Source organism: Sphaerisporangium flaviroseum (assembly GCF_039537005.1).
In the GTDB taxonomy this organism is placed as follows: domain Bacteria; phylum Actinomycetota; class Actinomycetes; order Streptosporangiales; family Streptosporangiaceae; genus Sphaerisporangium; species Sphaerisporangium flaviroseum.
In genome coordinates, this window is sequence record NZ_BAAAZR010000002.1 from 256,331 (window position 1) to 275,093 (window position 18,763).

Here is an 18,763-nt window from a genome sequence, read left to right on the forward strand (position 1 = left end):
TCCAGGAAAGCTCATGGCCGCGCCCTCGCATCCGTCTCCAGGGAACGGGCCCGCGCGTCCGCCGCCGTCGTCGGAGCCTCCTCGCCGGTCCGCAGCGGATGGGCTCGCACGTACGCCTCCAGGCGATCGCGGTCCCATGCGCCGTCCGCGACCACCACGCGGTAGCGGTGGCTCCACGTCTCGCCGGGTGGCAGCTCCACCTCCTCGAAGAACGCGAGCGAGGGGTTCACCGCGGCGAAGGGGGAGGTGCGCACGAACCAGGTGGTACCCGGCTCGGCGAGGAAGAGCAGGGTCGAGGCGCGGTCCACCTCGTCGTGCTCCCCGACGTAGGCGAGCCACGAGGCCGTCCGCCCCATCATCTCGGGGCCGCCCTGCCCGCCGCCGGCGATGACCTGCCCGCCGGTGAAGGATCGCGGACCCCGCCAGAACAGCCCGCTGTACCCCGCCATGGGCCTGCCCTCGGTCGTCGGGCTGCCGAAGCGCAGCGGCTTCCCTCGCACGTTGGTCATCGAGGTGGCGAGCCCGAGCGCCCAGGAGCCGTCCTCGACGTCCCCCACGCTCAGCTCACGCACCTCGTCCACCCAGTGCTCACCCGCCTGCGTGTGCCAGGTGAGGCGTTCGCGGCCGGGCGCGGTGAACTCCTCGTGCCGCATCCACCCGACGTTGGGCAGGTCGACGTAGTCCCGCCGCTCCCGCACGTAGCTGCCCCCGCCCCAGAAGTTCTGGCCCGACAGGTGGGAGACCGTCATCTGCAGGCCCTTGTGCCAGCGGTGGTCGTGCGGCCGGTACCCGGTGACGATGTCCCCCGCCGTCGTGCGCAGCGGATGGAAGTACGGCTTGACCCCCTCGAAGGCCGGCATGGCGGGCCGGTAGACGTACCGCATCAGCTCGACGCCGGCCACCTCGGCGATCAACTCGGTGCCGGTGTCCCTCAGGGCGCTCGCGTTCATGGGGCCATCCGTCCGGTGCCTGTCACAGGTCACCCCCCGTCGAGGCGATGGTAGAACGGATTGTCCATGGTGAGCTCGGAGCGCCGCACGGGCCTCCCGGTGAACGCCGAGGCGTACAGTCCGGTGACGAACTCCAGCGTCTGGCGCCCCTCCGCGCCGCTGAGCGGCGGTCGCTCACCGCGCTCGTAGGCGTCCAGCAGGTACGTGAGCTGGGCGGCGTGGGAGCTCGGCACGTCGTCCGGCGGCTTCCACAGATGCGGGGGAGTGCAGGTCCAGTTGTCGTTGCTGTACCCGTACAGGTGCCGTAACTCGACGGTCGCCTCGGCGAAGTCGAAGCGCAGGTAGCTCTCCTCGCGGGGTGACAGCACGCTGTTGACCACCGAGGCCATGGCGCCGTTGGCGAACCTGACCGACGCCATCGACACGTCCTCGGTCTCCACCGGGCGGTCGATCCGGCGGGCCATGGCACGGATCTCCTCCCAGTCGCCCAGCACCGACAGCATGAGGTCCATCTGGTGGACGCCGTGCCCCATGGTCGGGCCGCCGCCCTCGGTCTCCCACCTGCCGCGCCAGGGCACCGAGTAGTACGTGTGGTCGCGGTACCACGCCGTCACGCACAGGGCGACCATCGGGCGGCCGAGTTCCCCGCCGGTGACCAGCCGCCGCAGGTGGCGCGCGCCGGAGCCGAAGCGGTGCTGGAAGATCACGGCGGCGAAGGTGCCGCTCTCCGCCGCCGTGATCCGATCATGTTCCGCCAGTGACAGGCACGGCGGCTTCTCACACCAGACCCACGCTCCGGCGCGCAGGCACTCCACGACCTGGCGCGCGTGCAGGTAGGGCGGTGTGCAGATGTGAACCAGGTCGGGCCGCTCGCGGGCCAGCATCTCGCCGAGGTCGATGTACGCCTGCGGGATGCCGTGCGCGGCGCAGAACGCCTTGGCCCGGGAGCCGTCGACGTCGACCGCGGCCACGACCTGGACCCGGTGGCGTTCGGCGGCGAGCGCGGGCATGTGGCCGAGGTCGGCGATGCCGCCCGTGCCGACGATGGCGACGCGAATCATCCCGTGTGCCTCCCCACCAGGACCTGGGCGCCGTCGTCGCCGTGGCGCTTCCGCGCCAGGCCCGGCCCGGCGGCGATGGTGACGTACGCTCGTCTGGGCACCGGGTTCCTTCCGAAAGTTTCAGAAGTTTTACGAGAGTTTTCGCGCCCTGAAACTAAAGCGGCATAGTGGCATACGTCAAGACCTCCTCATGTCACGAAAGAGGAGGGTGCGAAACTTTCGGATGGGAAGGCCGCTCAGGCGGTACGCGGCGGGACGGTGCTGTCCCTGATCAGCAGGTCGGTGGCGAGCTCGACCCTGCGGTTCTCGGGGGAGACCCCCCGCGAGATCTCCAGCGCCATGCGGGTCGCCAGGGCCGCCATCTCCTCCAGGGGCTGGCGGATCGTGGTCAGCGGCGGCCACGCCGAGCGCGCGAGCGGCAGGTCGTCGAACCCGACCACGCTCAGGTCGTCGGGAACGCGCAGCCCGGCCCGGCGCGCGGCCTCGAACACGCCGAAGGCCTGCATGTCGCTGCCCGCGAAGATCGCGGTGGGCGGGTCGGGCAGTTCGAGGAACGCCTTGCCGTGCACGTGGCCGGAGTCGACGAGGAAGTCGCCGTAGCGGATCAGCTCCGGGTCCACGGCCACCCCCGCGGTCTCCAGGGCGGCGCGATAGCCGTCGATGCGTGCCCGGCTGCACAGCATCTCGGGCGGCCCGCCGATCATCCCGATGCGGCGGTGTCCGAGCTCCAGCAGGTGGCGCGTGGCGGCGAGGCCGCCATGCCAGTTGGTGGCCCCCACCGATGCGACGTCGGCGGCGGGCTCGCCCTCCGGGTCGACGATGACGAAGGGGATGGAACGGGCCAGGAGCTGGCCGTGCTGCCGACGGGTCAGACGCGAGGCGACCAGGACCACACCGTCGGTGCGGCGGGCCGCGATGCGGTCGAGCCAGTCACGGCCCGGACCGGAGTGGGTGTGCAGGACCGAGACCACCACGCCGGCCTCGGCCTCGCGGGCGGCGGTCTCCGCCCCGCGGATGATCTCCATCGCCCACGGGCTCTCGATCTCGGCGAAGACGAGGTCGATCAGGCCGACCGGGCCGTCCCCCTGGCCGGTGCGCCGTTTGTATCCGTGTTCGTGAAGCAGGCGCTCGACGCGGCGGCGCGTCTCCGGTGCGACCTCGGGGCGCCCGTTGACGACTTTGGAGACCGTGGGGACCGACACCCCCGCCTCTTCGGCGATCAGAGCGATGGTGACCCGCCTCTTCACTGACATGCGACGGAGTGTATCCGAAAGCTTTCGGGAGTTCCCAGCCGGAGCCGCTGTTCTGAGTGCACTTCGGGACGGCATGCTGTCCTCGGCATCGTGAACACGCTCCTGCGCGGCTATTGACGTATTACGGGGGGTTTACGTACTCTCCGGGTCACGAAATATTCGGGGGTGTCAAAGAAAGTTTCAAAGTTCTCGGCGCGGAGTCCGTAGGTCTCGCAGCGGGTGCATAAATGAGGAAGGAACCACGAGGATGTCGTTGAGTCGGCGAAGTGTGGTCTTACTGGCCGCGACGGCGGTGCTGCTGGCGGGAGGCTGCGGCGGGCAGACGAACACGGGTGGGACGGCGACGGGGACCACGTCGGCCGGCAAGGTCACCATCGAGTGGTGGAACATCTCCACCACCGAACCAATGAAAAGCTTTTACGCGCAGAAGGTCAAGGAGTACCAGACCGCGCACCCGAACGTCACGATCAAGAACGTCCCCATCGAGAACGAGGCGTTCAAGGCCAAGCTCTCCACGGTCACGCAGTCCGGGAAGACCCCGGATGTCTACACCACCTGGGGTGGTGGCGTGCTGAAGCAGCAGATCGACGCCGGCCTGGTGAAGGACCTCTCGTCCGAGGCCGCCACCTGGATCGCCGACTTCACCCCGGCCGCGCTGGCGGCCTACCAGTTCGACGGGAAGACCTACGCGGTGCCGCAGGACATCGGCATGGTCGGCTTCTGGTACAACAAGACGCTGTTCGAGAAGGCAGGCGTCACCGCGCCGCCCGCCACCTGGACCGAGTTCCTCGACGTCGTCAAGAAGCTCAAGGCGGCCGGCCTCACCCCGATCGCGCTCGCCGGCAAGGAGAAGTGGCCCGGCCACTACTACTGGGCCTACCTCGCCATGCGCATCGCCGGCCTGGACGCGCTCAAGCAGGCCGCGATCGACGACGACTTCAACAAGCCCGACTTCATCGCGGCCGGCCAGAAGCTCAAGGAGCTGGCCGACCTGCAGCCGTTCCAGAAGGGCTTCCTCGGCGCGTCCTACTCCACTCCCGACGGTCAGGCCGCGCTCATGGGCAACGGCAAGACCGCCATGGAGCTGATGGGCCAGTGGGCGCCGACCGTCGAGGCGGACGCGGGCAAGGGTCTGGGCGACAAGCTGGGCTTCTTCCCGTTCCCTGCCGTCGACGGCGGCAAGGGCTCCGCCACCGACGCCTTCGGCGGCGGCGGCGGCTACGCGGTCGGCGTGAACGCCCCGGCCCAGGCCGTGGACTTCCTGAAGTTCCTCTCCAGCAAGGAGATCCACGCCCAGGCGGTGCAGACCGGCGGCATCCAGCCTGTGCTCAAGGGCGAGGAGAACGTGGTGAAGGACCCGAACCTCGCCGTCGTCGCCAAGCAGCTCGCCGGCGCCACCGGGTTCCAGCTCTACCTCGACCAGGCTTACCCGCCCGCCGTCGGGCAGGAGGTCAACGACAGCGTGGCCGCGCTGATCGCCGGCTCCAAGACCCCCGAGCAGGTCACCCAGGCCATCACCGAGACCGCCAAGTCCGAGTAACGAAGGCGCGGACAGCGAAGTGGGAACCACGCACGCCGTGACCGGCGGCGGGCCCGGCTCGGGCCGGCGCTCGCCGGTGGTGTACCTCACGGGCTCGGTGGCGTCGTGGTTCCCGCTACGGCACGCCCACCGCCTCGGGGTGCCCTCCTCGGAGCGGCCCCGCAGACCGCATGGTCTCATCCGCCACCGCGAGGCGTCCTCCTTGGGATCTTGCTGTGGAGGGCGCCCTTCCATCCGCCACCGCGGGGCGCCCATCGCGGGTCTTCCCGCGGAGGGGCACATTCCCACACGCCACCGCGTGGCGCCCTCCCCGGGTGTTCCCGCGGACGGCGCCCATCCACCTGCCACCGAGCGGCACCGTGCCGCGTTTCCCCAGGGCTGTGCCCGGGGCTCCACGCTGGGGGAAGACGATGACACGACCCGTGCTGACCGACCGGCCGAAGACCGCGGCGGGCCTACCGCGTAGGGCGAGCCCGGGCTCCACCCCCTCCTCACGTCGTCGCCGGTTCAGGGGTCTGGCGACGATCACGCTGTTCCTGCTGCCGGCGCTCGTGCTGTTCCTGCTGCTGGTGTTGGCGCCGATCGCCGTGGCCGCGTACACGAGCCTGTTCAAGTGGAACGGGCTCGGTGGTCTGCCGGAGAACTGGATCGGGCTGGACAACTACACCCGGATGTTCGCCGACGAGGTCTTCCTCGGCGACCTGCGGCGCGGCGCGCTGCTGATCATCCTGTCGCTGGTGATCCAGCTTCCGCTGTCCCTGGCGATCGCGATGCTGCTCAACCAGAAGATGCGCGGCCGGGCGTTCTACCGGCTGCTGTTCTTCGCGCCGTACGTGCTCTCCGAAGTGATCACCGGTGTGCTGTTCACCATGATCCTTTCGCCGGAGACGGGCCTGGCCAACCAGATCCTCGGTGCCGTCGGCCTGGAGAGTCTGCAGTCGAGCTGGCTGGCCGAGCCGTCCACGGTCATGATGTCGCTGTTCGTGGTCATGACCTGGAAGTACTTCGGCTTCCACATGATCCTCTACTTGGCGGGCCGGCAGGGCATCCCCAAAGAGCTCGGCGAGGCGGCCGCGATCGACGGCGCCACCCCCTGGAAGCAGTTCCGTTACGTCACCCTGCCGCTGCTCGGACCGACGATCCGCATCAGCGTCTTCCTGTCCATCATCGGGGCGATCCAGCTCTTCGACCTGGTGTGGGTGCTCACCGCCGGTGGGCCCATCCACTCCTCCGAGACCATGGCCGTCACCATGTTCCAGTTCGGCTTCAAGCGCTCCCAGATCGGTTACGGCAGCGCCATCAGCGTCGTGATGTTCCTGATCAGCCTGGTCTTCGCGCTCGGCTATCAGCGGTTCGTCATGCGCCGCGACACCCAAGGAGCGATCACGACCATGGGAGACCAGCGATGACCACGCACGGCAAGGAGCAGTCAGGTTCCCGCCTCGGCAGGCTCCGCACCATCTCGTTGCACACGGTCGTGCTCGTGCTCGGCGCGTTCGTCGTCGTGCCGCTGCTGTTCGCTCTGATCGGCGGCTTCAAGGACACCGGCCAGCTGTCGACCAACCCCTTCGGCCTGCCCTCGCCATGGGTCCCGGAGAACTACACCGACGTGCTGTTCGCCGCCTCGTTCTGGCGCCAGCTCGTCAACAGCGTCTTCGTCGCGGTCGCCACGACGCTCATCGTCGTCGGCCTGTCCGCCATGGCGGCGTACGTGTTCGCCCGCTTCGCCTTCCGCGGCAGGGAGTTCCTGTACACGCTGTTCGCGATGGGGCTGATGTTCCCGTTCGCCGTGGCGATCCTGCCGCTGTTCGTCCTGCTGCGGACCATGGGGCTGCTGGACAACCCGTTCGGCGTGATCCTGCCGCAGGCCGCCTTCGGACTCCCCATGACGATCATCATCCTGCGGGCGTTCTTCCGGACGATCCCCCGGGAGGTGGAGGAGGCCGCGACGATCGACGGCTGTACCTCGTTCGGCTTCTTCTGGCGCATCCTGCTGCCGATGGCCCGGCCCGCCCTGGCCACCGTGTCGGTGCTGGCCGTCGTGGCGAGCTGGAACAACTTCTTCCTGCCGCTGGTGATCTTCAACGACCCCAACTGGTGGACCATCCCGCTCGGCGTCCAGCAGTTCTACGGACAGTACTCCGCCCAAACCGCCCGGATCCTCGCCTATGTCGTTCTCGCGATGGTTCCCGCCCTCGCGTTCTACGCCGTCGCGGAGCGTCAGCTCATCGGCGGACTCACCGCGGGAGCGACAAAGGGATGACCCGCGTCCCACGGTATTCCGAGCTTTGCGGCCTGTACGGCTCTGACCCAAGGAGTAGCTGATGACCCTGCGTGTGTCCGGATCCCGCCTCGTCGCCGCCGACGGCACCGCCGTAAGGCTGCGCGGAGTGGGCCTTGGGGGCTGGATGAACATGGAGAACTTCATCACCGGCTACCCCGCGAACGAATCCTCGATGCGCGAGGCCGTACGGAACGTGATCGGAGAGGACCGGCAGGAGCTGTTCTTCGACCGGCTGCTGACGTCGTTCTTCGGCCCCGAGGACGCCGCCCTGCTCGCGGGCATGGGCGTCAACTGCGTGCGCATCCCGGTGAACTACCGCCACTTCGAGTCCGACGACCGGCCGATGGAGATCATCGAGACCGGGTTCCGCCACCTCGACCGCGTCATCGACCTGCTGGCGGAGCACCGCATCTACAGCGTGATCGACCTGCACGCGCTGCCGGGCTCCCAGAACCAGCACTGGCACTCCGACAACCCCACCCACGTCGCCTCCTTCTGGCGGCACCGGCACTTCCAGGACCGTGCCGTCCACCTGTGGGAGGCGATCGCCGACCACTACAAGGACAACCCGTGGGTGGCGGGATACAACCCGATCAACGAGCCCGGCGACGTCGGCGGCCGGGTGATCGGGCCGTTCTACGATCGCCTGGTGAAGGCGCTGCGCGCGGTGGACCCCGCGCACGTGCTCTTCCTCGACGGCAACACCTACTCCACGGACTTCTCGATCTTCCGTGAGGTGTACGAGAACACCGTGTTCGTCTGCCATGACTACGCGCTCGCCGGGTTCGCCCACGGTGGGCCGTACCCGGGGTACACGCTGGGCGAGTGGGTGGACCGGGGCCACCTGGAGCGGGCCTTCGAGAAGCGCACCACCTTCCAGCGGCAGACCGGCACGCCGCTGTGGGTCGGGGAGTTCGGTCCGGTCTACACCGGTGACCCGGCCATCGACGAGCAGCGCTACCAGATCCTGGCCGACCAGCTCGAGATCTTCGACGGGTACGAGGCGGGCTGGTCGCTGTGGACCTACAAGGACGTGGGGCTCCAAGGACTGGTCCACGCCGACCCCGCCGGGCCGTACCTCGGGCGGTTCGGGGACTTCGTGGCCAAGAAGAAGCGGCTGGGCGCGGACCGCTGGGGCTCGACCACGCAGGAGTCGGGTGACGTGCTGGCGCCGTTGCACCATCTCGTGGAGAGCGAGTTCCCCCTGTGGGAGCCGTATCCCTGGGGTGCCCGCTACCAGGCGGACGACCTCATCCGGCACATCCTCATCGCGCAGGCGCTGGTGCCGGAGTACGCCTCCCTGTTCGATGGCCTGGACGACGGCGAGTTGCTCGCCCTGGCCGACTCCTTCGCGCTCGGCAACTGCGTGCGGCGCGACCCCCTGCTCGACCTCCTCACCTCCAACCTCGCCTGATCTCACCCCACCTGACCTGCACCTACGATCCCACGTGACCGCGACCCGACCCGACCTCCCCCCGCCTCCCACGCCCGTGCCCGGCTCGCCGGCGCCGAGACCGTGGGTCGTGGTACGGCGAAGCAGGCGCCGCCCTACGGCGGGGAGCCGATGGCCACTGATCCGTACTTCCTCTACCTGACCTTGAGGAGACCAGCATGCGGTTACCCCGTTCCTGGGTGGCGGCGCTCCTGTTATGCCTTCCGCTGTCCGTCCTGTCGTCCCCCGCGGCGCAGGCGGTGCAGGAAGCCGCCGAGGCGGTACAAATCGCGAAATATGACTTCGAAGACGGCACCACGCAGGGATGGACGCCACGAGGTTCCGGGGTCTCGGTCAGGGTGGCCCCGGACGTGGCGCATTCGGGGAGCGGCTCCCTGCTGACGACCGGCAGGACCGAGACCTGGCACGGCGCGGCCATCAGCCCGCCACTGGAGAAGGGGGTGACGTACGCGATCACCGCCCACGCGCGCCTCGCGTCCGGTCAGCCGTCCAGCACGATCGCCCTCACCGTCGAGCGCACGCCCGCCGGCGGGACGGCGGTCTACGAGCGGGTCGGCGCGGGCACGGTCACCGACGGCGCCTGGGTGGAGATCGCGGGCACGTACACCTACACGGCCGACTCCACCCTGCAGCTCTACGCGGAGAGCTCGGACGCCACGAGCCAGTACCACCTGGACGACATCACGATCACCTCCAGCAGCGACCCCGGCCAGTCGGGCGTGACCAGCGACTTCGAGAGCGGCAGCGCGCAGGGATGGTCACCGCGCGCCTCCGCGTCCCTGGCGGTCAGCACCGCCGAGGCCCACGGCGGCACCGCCGCCCTGCTCACCACCGGCAGGTCGGCCTCCTGGGACGGGCCCTCCCTCGGCGTGCTCGGCAAGATGACCAAGGGGTCGAAGTACACGCTGTCCCTGTGGGTGCGGCTCGGCCCGGACACGGCCTCCGGTGACCTCGGGCTCTCGGTGGAGCGGCGGCTGGCCGGCACCGCTAGCTACGACCGGGTGGTGGCGCCCACCGCGATCACGGCCGGCGGGTGGACGCAGCTGAAAGGTTCATACACGCTCGCCTACGACGTGGACTTCCTCAGCGTGTACGTCGAATCCGCAAGCGGCACCTTCCCGTTCTACATCGACGACTTCACACTGGCCTACGTGCCGCCCAAGCCCATCCAGGCCGACATCCCGTCGCTGAAGGACGTGCCGTCCTTCGACGTGGGCGCGGCGATCGCGCGGGCCCAGACGCTCGGCGAGCACGGGAAACTGCTCACCAAGCACTTCGACAGCGTCACCCCCGGCAACGCGCTGAAGTGGGACGCCACCGAGCCGCGGGAAGGGGAGTTCACCTTCGCCGAGAGCGACCACCTGGTGGACTACGCCACCGAGCACGGGCTGAAGTTCCGCGGACATACGCTCGCCTGGCACAGCCAGACCCCCGACTGGGTGTTCAAGGACGGGGACCGGAGCCTGACCGCCACGCCCGAGGACAAGGCCCTGCTGCTGCGGCGGCTGGAGAGCCACGTCAGGGCCGTCGTGGGCCGCTACAAGGGCAGGATCCAGACGTGGGACGTGGTCAACGAGGTCGTCGACGAGAACCAGCCGGACGGCATGCGCCGCAGCCCGTGGTTCGAGGTCACCGGGTACGACTTCATCCGCACGGCGTTCCGCGTCGCCCACGAGGTGGACCCGGCCGCCAAGCTGGTGCTGAACGACTACAACACCGAGCTGCCGCGCAAGCGCCAGGCCTTCTTCGAGCTGGTCAGGAAGCTGAAGGCCGAAGGCGTGCCCGTGGACGCGGTCGGCCACCAGCTCCACGTCAACATCGAGCAGCCGCCCGCCTCGGAGATCGAGAAGACGATCGAGCTCTTCGCCGGGCTCGGCGTCGACCAGCAGGTCACCGAGCTGGACGTCAGCGTCTACACCGACTTCGTCTCCTCCTACACCACGGTGCCGGCCGAGGTCCTGGCCCAGCAGGGGTACCGCTACAAGGAGATCTTCGACGTCTTCCGCCGCCAGGCGTCCCACCTGTCCTCGGTCACCGTCTGGGGCCTCGCCGACGACGGCACATGGTTGTCGTCCTTCCCGATCACCCGGCTCAACCCGCCGCTGCTGTTCGACGACGAGCTGCAGGCCAAGCCCGCCTACTGGGGCGTGGCAGACCCGGCGAGGCTTCCGCCGCTGACCCGCCGGCTCGACGCGCCGCAGGCCACCGTCACGATCGACGGCGAGCGCGAGCTCCAGTGGAACCTGCTCCCCGACACCCCGATCGCCCGGGTCGGTGATCTGGCCGCCGGTTTCCAGGCACGCTGGTCCTCCGCCGGGCTCGCCGTCCTCGCCGAGGTACGCGACCCCTCGCGCGGCGCGGCGGACACGGTCACCGTGCGGCTCGGTGACACCGGCCATGTGATGAGGCGCGACGGGCGGGCCCGGTGGTACCGCACCCGGGCAGTCCAGGGCGGATACCGCGTCGAGGCCCTCCTGCCCGCCTCGGCGGCGCTCGGCGGGAAGCTGCCGTTCGAGTTGCTCGCCCACGATGCCAGGAGCGACGTCTCCTGGAAGGGTGAGCTGACCCTCACCCCGGCCGTGAGGCACGCCGCGGCGCCCAAGGGCACCCCCGTCGTCGACGGGGTCGCCGAGGCGGCCTGGGCGAAGGCCCCCGAGATCCGTACCGCCACCTGGATCCAGGGCACCACCGGTGCGACGGCGAAGGTGCGGGCGCTGTGGGACGCCGGGCGCCTGTACGTGCTCGCGCGTGTCACCGACCCGCAGCTCAGCGAGGAGTCGCAGAACCCGTGGGAGCAGGACTCCGTCGAGATCTTCGTCGACCCGGGCAACGGCAAGACCAAGGGATACGACGATGACGACGGGCAGTACCGCGTCTCCTTCTCGGGCCGGCAGAGCGTCGGCGGCACGTTCGACGCCTTCGCGATCAAGGACAACCTCACGAGCGCGGCCAAGGTGGTGCCCGGCGGCTACGTCGTCGAGGCGTCGATCAAACTGCCGACGATCTCGCCGGCCAGGGGAGACCTCCTCGGCTTCGACATCCAGGTCAACGACGCCACGGGCGCCACTCGCACCGCGGCCGTGACCTGGAACGACGCTTCTGGCCGGTCCTACCTGAGCACGGCGGGCTGGGGAGTGCTCGAGCTGGTCAAGTGAACAGACCGAAAGGCCGCGCGTGGTGCGTTTCAGCAATCCGATCCTGCCGGGGTTCCACCCGGATCCGTCGATCTGCCGGGTGCGGGACGACTACTACCTGGTGACCTCGACCTTCGAGTGGTTCCCCGGCGTGCCGATCTTCCACAGCAGGGATCTGGTGCACTGGCGGCGGATCGGGCACGTGCTCGACCGGGCGTCGCAGCTCCCCGTGGACGGCATCCGGCCGAGCGGGGGGATCTACGCGCCCACGCTGAGACACCACGAGGGCGTCTTCTACATGATCACCACGCTGGTGGACGGCCTGATGGAGTCGGGGAACTTCCTGGTCACCGCCACCGACCCCGCCGGGCCGTGGAGCGAACCGTACTGGCTCGCCGACTCCGAGGGGTTCGACCCGTCCCTGTTCTTCGACGACGACGGGCGGGTGTGGGCGCACGGCTGCCGCCCCGCCCGGCCCCAGCGGTACGAAGGCCACACCGAGGTCTGGCTGCGCGAGCTGGACCTCGACGGCATGAAGCTGCTCGGAGAGGAGCACGTGCTCTGGGACGGCGCGGTCAAGGGCGCGGTCTGGGCCGAGGGGCCGCACATCTACAAGATCGGCAAGACCTACTACCTGCTCGTCTCCGAGGGCGGCACCGACCACGACCACGCCCTCAGCGTCGCGCGCGCCCAGAACGTGACCGGGCCGTACGCCGGGAGCCCGCGCAACCCGATCCTCACCCACCGCAACCTCGGCCGCGACCACCCCATCGTCGGAACGGGCCACGCCGACCTGGTACAGACCCCGGGGGGCGAGTGGTGGATGGTGCTGCTCGCCATGCGGCCGTACGGCGGCCATCACTACAACCTCGGCCGGGAGACCTTCCTCACGCGCGTGCGATGGGAGGACGGCTGGCCGGTGGCCGGCCCGGTCGAGCTCACCGCCGAAGGGCCTGACCTGCCCCCGCACCGGTGGCCGGCCGCACCCGCCTGCGACAACTTCGACGCCACGCGGCTCGCGCCCCACTGGAACCACCTTCGCACACCGCGTGAGCCGTACTGGACGCTCACCGAGCGCCCAGGGCACCTGCGCCTTCGGGGCCGGCCGGAGTCGCTCACGGAGTGGACCAACCCCAGCCTCATCGCCCGGCGGCAGCAGCACGAGAACTTCGCCGTCCACGCCGCCATGGAGTTCACCCCCGAGAACGACGAGCGCGCCGGGCTGGCCCTGGTCCAGAACGACGACTTCCACATCCTGCTGGTCATGACGACCAGTGGGCTGGTCGTCATCAGGCGAGAGGCCGGCGTCGACCGCGTGCTCGTACGGGCCGACGTGCCACCGGGGCGGATCTGGCTCGGCGTGGAGGCGCACGGCCAGGAGTACCAGATGTCGTACGCGACCTCGCCGGGGGAGTGGAAACCGCTCGGCGAGCCGGTGGACGGCCGGGTGCTCAGCAGTTCGGTGGCCGGAGGCTTCATCGGCGCCTACATCGGCATGTACCTCTCCGGCGAAGGCAACCCCACCGGCACCGCCGCCGACTTCGACTGGTTCGAGTACCTCCCACTGCCGGCCGTCTAGGCGCGCCACCCACAAGGTGAGCCGTCAGGGCCACGAGTGCCAGGCGATCTGGAGAACGGCCCAGAGCGCCGTCTTCACGAATTCCAGAACGATACGGATACGCCAGTACAGCTTGGCGTGGCGACAGACCTCGTTCATCGGAGCCTCCTCGGTCTCGGGTGATTGCGTATCCAGAAGACCCGATGGGGGCGATGTCCAGTAGATACTCGAACACTCCGAGACAGCGACTGGCCGTTCTTCTACGCTGTCGTGACATGTCTGGACAAAACTGGACGGCTAGTGGTCGCCTCATGGAAGCCGACGATGTTGACTTAGCCTCCGTCACGACAAAGGAGGAGTTGCAGCTTCTCCTGCGCCGCCTGCACGTCCTTAGAGGGAGGCCGTCTACGCGGAAGATGGCCAGGCGGATCGACGGAAAGTACTCCTCCTCCTCGCTGCACGACTACATCAAGGGGCACCGCTATCCGACGCGTGATGGGCTCTATTACTGCGTGATCGCCTGCGGAGAGTCGGAAGCCGTCGCAGAGCGGTGGGGGGCGACCTGGGGCCGAGTGGAGGTCCGGAACCTGCAACCGCCCGCGACCGCAAGCGACGAGCCTGACTTCAGCATCCGTCTGACGAACCTGCTGGCCCGCTACGACGTGAAGTTTCATTCCGCGCCCGCCGACATCCTCCGAGGAGATCGCAAGCCGCTCGACGCCGCTCAGGATGATGCGCTGGAGAACGTGCTCGCGATCCTGGAGGCCATCTTGGCCAGGGGCGGGGTCGTGGAGGCGGTGACTCGATTTCACGGGCTTGGTGTGCGCGTCACCTCCGTGGCGGAGTTCTTGGCCGTGCTCGCCGCAGACATGGTCCTGCACCCGGCCAAGCAAGATCCAGGTTCGCGGTTGTGGCTCATCGAGCAGAGTCAGAAGATCCTCAAAGCCAAGGAGCAGGCCCGGGAGACACAGCTGCGCATGGCCTGGGCGTCTCTTTTCGATCTCCTGCGGCGGGCCGCTTCAGGGCCGCGTACGGCCTGGCCGATAGAGCAGATGGTCGAAGACATTGTGAAGAAGGCCGATAAGTCCGCCAGTCGCTTCTCCTCAGTCATGGGATTGCTCTTCGAGGTCGTTCGCGACGATCCAGTCCTGCGCAAAGAGCTCCATCAGGCCCTCGGTGTCGAGGAACGTAAGCTGACCGACGACGCCACACCTCAGATGCGACACCATTTCGGCAGGCTCCGCAGCCTCACCCGGACATACCGTCAGTCCGACGGATACGACTTCGCCGGCAGACTGAAATCCATCCCGGCCGGCGAACTGTGCGACTACCGCTTCGCGGCCACAGGGTATCCCCTGACCATGGGCGACGCCGTTCGCCTGCTGCATGATCTGGAACCGGCGGAGGGCCGGGCCGGTTATCCCTACGTCATCGAACTGGAGCGACCCGCGCCAGAAGAGGCGTTGGCGGAAAACCTGACGAGACTGCTCGTCCAGTGCAACAAGAGGGCCTACCGATCGGGGAAGATGTGGGCTGTACCGACTGCCGCCGAGTGGATCACGCTAGCGGGATGTGAACACTCCCTCTTTCCCTGGGGCTCCGAGCCGGCGGACCCACTCCGGGCGAATCTCACGTACTCCTGGGAAGAGAAGGGGCGCCTTCAACCGGTGGGGACATTGCCAGGAGGACGCTCGCGGCATGGCATCGACGACTGTTGCGGCAATGTTCATGAGATCGTCGAGTGGTGCAGGGAACCGAGCAGGCGTGCCCACTATCGGTTGGCGGGAGAAAGCTTCAGGTCTCTGGCGGACCACGCATCGTGCTTCCGCTTACGACATCTCACTCGGAGCTCCTCCAGCAGAGGCAACGTGGGGGTGCGGCTCGTTCAGATCGACATCGAGGATGCCGAGAAACGCTGGGTCGCGCAGGACGCGTTTCGGCATATCAGTGAACGACGGCCACCCGAGATCGACGGCGAAGCGAAGGACTCGCCCTTGCCATGGGGGCGGAACAGGTGAGCCAGATCGACGTATCGGTGCACGCGGCGAACCTCGCCTAACCCCGTTTTCCGCACGTGCGTGATCTTCAGCTCAGCCGCGCATCCGCCGGCCCAGGGCGGTCTCGTAGGCGAGCATCGTCCGAACAGGCGGGCACTGTCGCCGTCAAGAGGTGGTGGTGGGGGTGAAAATTTCATGGGGTCGGAAGCGGCTGGTCGGACGCTGACCAGGTCAAGCCGTTGTCCGGTGTGACGGCGCACGGCGGGCGGCCGGAACCGTGGCGAGGGGGCAGGCGGGCTCTATGTTGGCGGGAGCGCTCCCACTGCCATGCCGGCCCGAGGAACATCCATGAGAAGACGGACCAGACTGGTCTATCCGCTGCTGTCGCTGGTCCTGGTTCTTGCGGCCGGTGCCGTGGCGCTCGTCCTGCCGAGTGCCAACGCGGCGATCTCGGGATTCGTGCAGCGCTGCGGCGTCCACTTCTGCGTGAGTGGTAAGACGTACTACTTCGCCGGGGCGAACACCTACGACGTCTTCACCTACGGCGGCAGTTACGGCGACACCGAGACGCAGTACATGGACAAGGCTCGCATCGACGCGCACATGGCCGAGCTGCAGGCCGACAAGGTCAGTGTGCTGCGGCTGTGGATGTTCAGCCACGAGAGCTGGCACGGGTTCGAGACCGCCAAGGGCGTCTACAACGACCAGCAGTTCGCGCTGTTCGACTACGTCATCGAGTCGGCCAAGGCCCACGACATCCGGCTCATCCCGGTGTTCGAGAACTACTGGGAGGCCTACGGCGGCATCGACACCCGGCTCGCGTGGGAGGGCCTGAACGGCGGGCACCCCGGCCGGGCCGTGTTCTTCGACAAGGCCAGGTGCCCGGGCTGCTTCACCCAGTACAAGAACTACGTCAACCACGCGCTCAACCGGACCAACCACTACAGCGGACTCAAGTACAAGGACGAGCCGGGCATCTTCGCCTGGGAGCTCATGAACGAGCCGCGCTACCAGGACGTCAGCGCCGACGAGAACAGGAGCGGCGCCACCCTGCGCAAGTGGGTCGACGAGATGGCCTCCTACGTCAAGAGCATCGACGCCAACCATATGGTGGGCGCCGGCCTGGAGGGGCACGAGTCCAGGTACGGCTTCGGCGGTGACGAAGGCAACCCCTTCGTCTACATCCACCAGTCGCCCTTCATCGACTTCACCTCCGCGCACCCCTATCCGAACGCGAGCTGGGCCAACCTGACCCTGGACCAGACCAGGACCCTGATCGGCCGGTGGATCTCCGACTCGCACGATGTGGTCGGCAAGCCGTTCTTCATGGGGGAGTTCAACACCGAGGGCAACGCCGATCGGGTCACCTGGTGGACCTCGCTGTTCGCCGATTTCGAGGCCAGGGGCGGGGACGGCTCGGCCTTCTGGTGGTACCCGGACAAGAACGCCGGGGGAGACCCGCACAGCGTGAAGAGCGGCGATCCCGCTCTGGCCGTGTTCCGCGCGCACTCGACCCGTATGGCGGCCAAGAGCGGCACCGGCCCGACGTCCTCACCGTCTCCGTCCCCGACTCTGACGCCCACCCCGACCCCGACGCCCACCGCGACCCGGACGCCCACCCCGACCCCGACCGTGTCGCCCGGCGGGTGCACGGTGACCTACAAGACGAACGACTGGGGGAACGGGTTCACCGCCGACGTCACCATCGCCAACGGCGGAAGCAGCGCGATAAACGGCTGGACCCTGGCGTTCGCGTTCACCGGCAACCAGCAGATCACCAACACCTGGAACGGCGTCACCACGCAGTCGGGAACCCAGGTCACGGTGAAGAACGTGGGCTGGAACGGCACGATCGGGGCGAACGGCGGCACGGCGGGCTTCGGCTTCCAGTCCACCTACAGCGGCGCCAACGCCGCGCCGGCGGCCTTCACGCTCAACGGCGCCGCCTGCGCGAAGAGGTGATCAAGCCCATCCGAGCGACCTCGGTCCACCGGTGACTCGGCCTGTGCCTCGAGGGCGGTGTCCGCCCTCAGGCGCAGGCCTGAGCGGGGCGGGAAGGGCGCCGACAATAGGGTCTTGTGCTTCTTTGACGAAAACGTTTTAATCCCCGGTAAAGAGCTTGTAAACATTGAGGTGCCTGTGACGGGCCCGAAGTCGAAGCGCTTCGTCACACACCGAGGTGAGCGCTAACAGCATGTCCGTCGAGGCCTTCGGGCCTCATCCCAGGGAAAGCGCTTCCCCACAGGAGACGAGATGCTCATACGTAAGGTTCTGGCGGGAACGCTCGCGGCCGGCCTGATGGTGGCGTCGGCCGCCTGTGGCGGCGGTGGCGGCGGTCAGAGCGGCGATGGCAAGGTGACGATCCGTTTCGCCTGGTGGGGGAGCGACCAGCGGGCGAAGATCACCAACGAGGTCGTCCAGCTCTTCATGAAGAAGAACCCGAACATCAAGGTCGTCACGAGCACCGCCATCTACGACGCCTATTTCCAGAAGCTCGCCACCGAGACCGCGGGCGGGAACGCGCCCGACGTCATGCAGATGAGCGACCGTCACCTGCGGGAGTACGCCGAGCGAAACGCCGTGCTGGACCTTCGGCCGCATGTCGGCAAGGAGATCCAGACGGCGGACCTGAAGCCCGACGTCATGGGGCTCGGCACGCTCGGGGACAAGCTGTACGGCCTGCCGCTCGGGCAGACCGCCGTCGTGATGGTCTACAACCCGGTGCTGTGGAAGCGGGCCGGGGCCAACGAGCCGAAACTCGGCTGGACCTGGGACGACTACTTCGAGGCCGCCAAGAAGATCAGCGACAAGACGGGCAGGAAGGTCTACGGCGCCAGCGACTTCGGCGGCATCGAGTCGTGGTTCAAGGTGTGGCTGTCGCAGCAGGGCAAGGGCCTGTACACCGCCGACGGCGCGCTCGGTTACACCGAGCAGGATGTCCTGACCTGGTGGGAGATGGCCACCAGGTTCCGCAAGGCGGGCGCCGCCACTCCCGGGGAGATCACCGCGGTGAACCCGGCCGGGACGCCGGTGCCGCGCAAGCTGTCGGCCTCGGAGTTCCAGCCGGACTCCACGATCGCGCCCAACGCCTGGGAGGCCTACGACAACCCCTACGCACTGGCGCCGCTGCCGCAGGTGGGCGCCGACCTCGGCCTGTACGGCGAGCCGCCCATGCTGCTCAGCGTGTCCGCCAGGACCAAGCAGCGGGCGGCGGCGCTCAAGCTGACCGACTTCGTGATCAACGACCCCGAGGCCGCCAAGATCCTCGGCATGGCGCGCGGCCTGCCCGCCAACATGAAGAACCGCGCGCTGATCGCGCCCACGCTGACCGGGGCCTGGAAGCAGGTCTACGAGTACGAGGAACTCGTCGCCGGCAAGCTCAAGCCCGGGCCGCCGGCTCCCCCGAAGGGCGCGGGAACGCTGTTCACGCTGTTCGACAAGTACTACCAGGACGTGATGTACGACAAGGCGACCCCGGCCGACGCGGCCAAGCGGTACTTCGCCGAGGCCCAGCAGACGATCGCCGGCTGACC

General features: G+C 68.3%; 12 protein-coding genes. 9 read left to right on the plus strand and 3 right to left on the minus strand.

Features of this window, described 5'->3' with window-relative positions; genetic code table 11:
• Positions 1-11: 11 nt before the first annotated feature.
• The 3 genes from ABD810_RS07420 to ABD810_RS07430 form a co-directional block, all read right to left on the minus strand.
• Complete coding sequence (locus ABD810_RS07420) at positions 12-950, minus strand: DUF6807 domain-containing protein (RefSeq protein ID WP_344935985.1); 939 nt, start codon at positions 948-950, stop codon at positions 12-14.
• Positions 951-979: 29 nt separating this feature from the next.
• Positions 980-2,011 (minus strand): Gfo/Idh/MocA family protein, encoded by a 1,032-nt coding sequence (locus ABD810_RS07425; RefSeq protein ID WP_344935987.1) that lies wholly within the window; start codon positions 2,009-2,011, stop codon positions 980-982.
• Between the two features lie 236 nt (positions 2,012-2,247).
• Positions 2,248-3,264, minus strand: a complete 1,017-nt coding sequence (locus ABD810_RS07430) for a LacI family DNA-binding transcriptional regulator (RefSeq protein ID WP_344935989.1) — start codon at positions 3,262-3,264, stop codon at positions 2,248-2,250.
• A 247-nt stretch (positions 3,265-3,511) separates the two neighbouring features.
• Between ABD810_RS07430 and ABD810_RS07435 the strand changes: the two genes are divergently transcribed.
• From ABD810_RS07435 to ABD810_RS07475, 9 genes are all read left to right on the plus strand, one after another.
• On the plus strand, positions 3,512-4,804 hold the full coding sequence (locus ABD810_RS07435) for an extracellular solute-binding protein (RefSeq protein ID WP_344935991.1): 1,293 nt from the start codon (positions 3,512-3,514) through the stop codon (positions 4,802-4,804).
• Positions 4,805-5,214: 410 nt separating this feature from the next.
• On the plus strand, positions 5,215-6,213 hold the full coding sequence (locus tag ABD810_RS07440; RefSeq protein WP_344935993.1) for a carbohydrate ABC transporter permease: 999 nt from the start codon (positions 5,215-5,217) through the stop codon (positions 6,211-6,213).
• The gene (locus ABD810_RS07445; RefSeq protein ID WP_344935995.1) at positions 6,210-7,067 is read left to right on the plus strand and encodes a carbohydrate ABC transporter permease; all 858 of its coding nucleotides are present in this window, start codon (positions 6,210-6,212) and stop codon (positions 7,065-7,067) included. Before ABD810_RS07440 ends, ABD810_RS07445 begins: the two co-directional genes overlap by 4 nt.
• A 61-nt stretch (positions 7,068-7,128) precedes the next feature.
• The gene (locus ABD810_RS07450) at positions 7,129-8,502 is read left to right on the plus strand and encodes a glycoside hydrolase family 5 protein (RefSeq protein WP_344935997.1); all 1,374 of its coding nucleotides are present in this window, start codon (positions 7,129-7,131) and stop codon (positions 8,500-8,502) included.
• A gap of 197 nt (positions 8,503-8,699) precedes the next feature.
• The gene (locus ABD810_RS07455) at positions 8,700-11,696 is read left to right on the plus strand and encodes an endo-1,4-beta-xylanase (protein ID WP_344935999.1); all 2,997 of its coding nucleotides are present in this window, start codon (positions 8,700-8,702) and stop codon (positions 11,694-11,696) included.
• Between the two features lie 22 nt (positions 11,697-11,718).
• Complete coding sequence (locus ABD810_RS07460; protein ID WP_344936001.1) at positions 11,719-13,254, plus strand: glycoside hydrolase family 43 protein; 1,536 nt, start codon at positions 11,719-11,721, stop codon at positions 13,252-13,254.
• 290 nt (positions 13,255-13,544) lie between these two features.
• The gene (locus ABD810_RS07465; protein ID WP_344936004.1) at positions 13,545-15,251 is read left to right on the plus strand and encodes a formylglycine-generating enzyme family protein; all 1,707 of its coding nucleotides are present in this window, start codon (positions 13,545-13,547) and stop codon (positions 15,249-15,251) included.
• A 327-nt stretch (positions 15,252-15,578) separates the two neighbouring features.
• Entirely contained in the window at positions 15,579-17,192 is a 1,614-nt protein-coding gene (locus ABD810_RS07470) for a cellulose binding domain-containing protein (RefSeq protein ID WP_344936006.1), read from the plus strand.
• 291 nt (positions 17,193-17,483) lie between these two features.
• Positions 17,484-18,761: an ABC transporter substrate-binding protein gene (locus ABD810_RS07475; RefSeq protein ID WP_344936008.1), complete on the plus strand. Its 1,278-nt coding sequence runs from the start codon at positions 17,484-17,486 to the stop codon at positions 18,759-18,761.
• Positions 18,762-18,763: the final 2 nt, after the last annotated feature.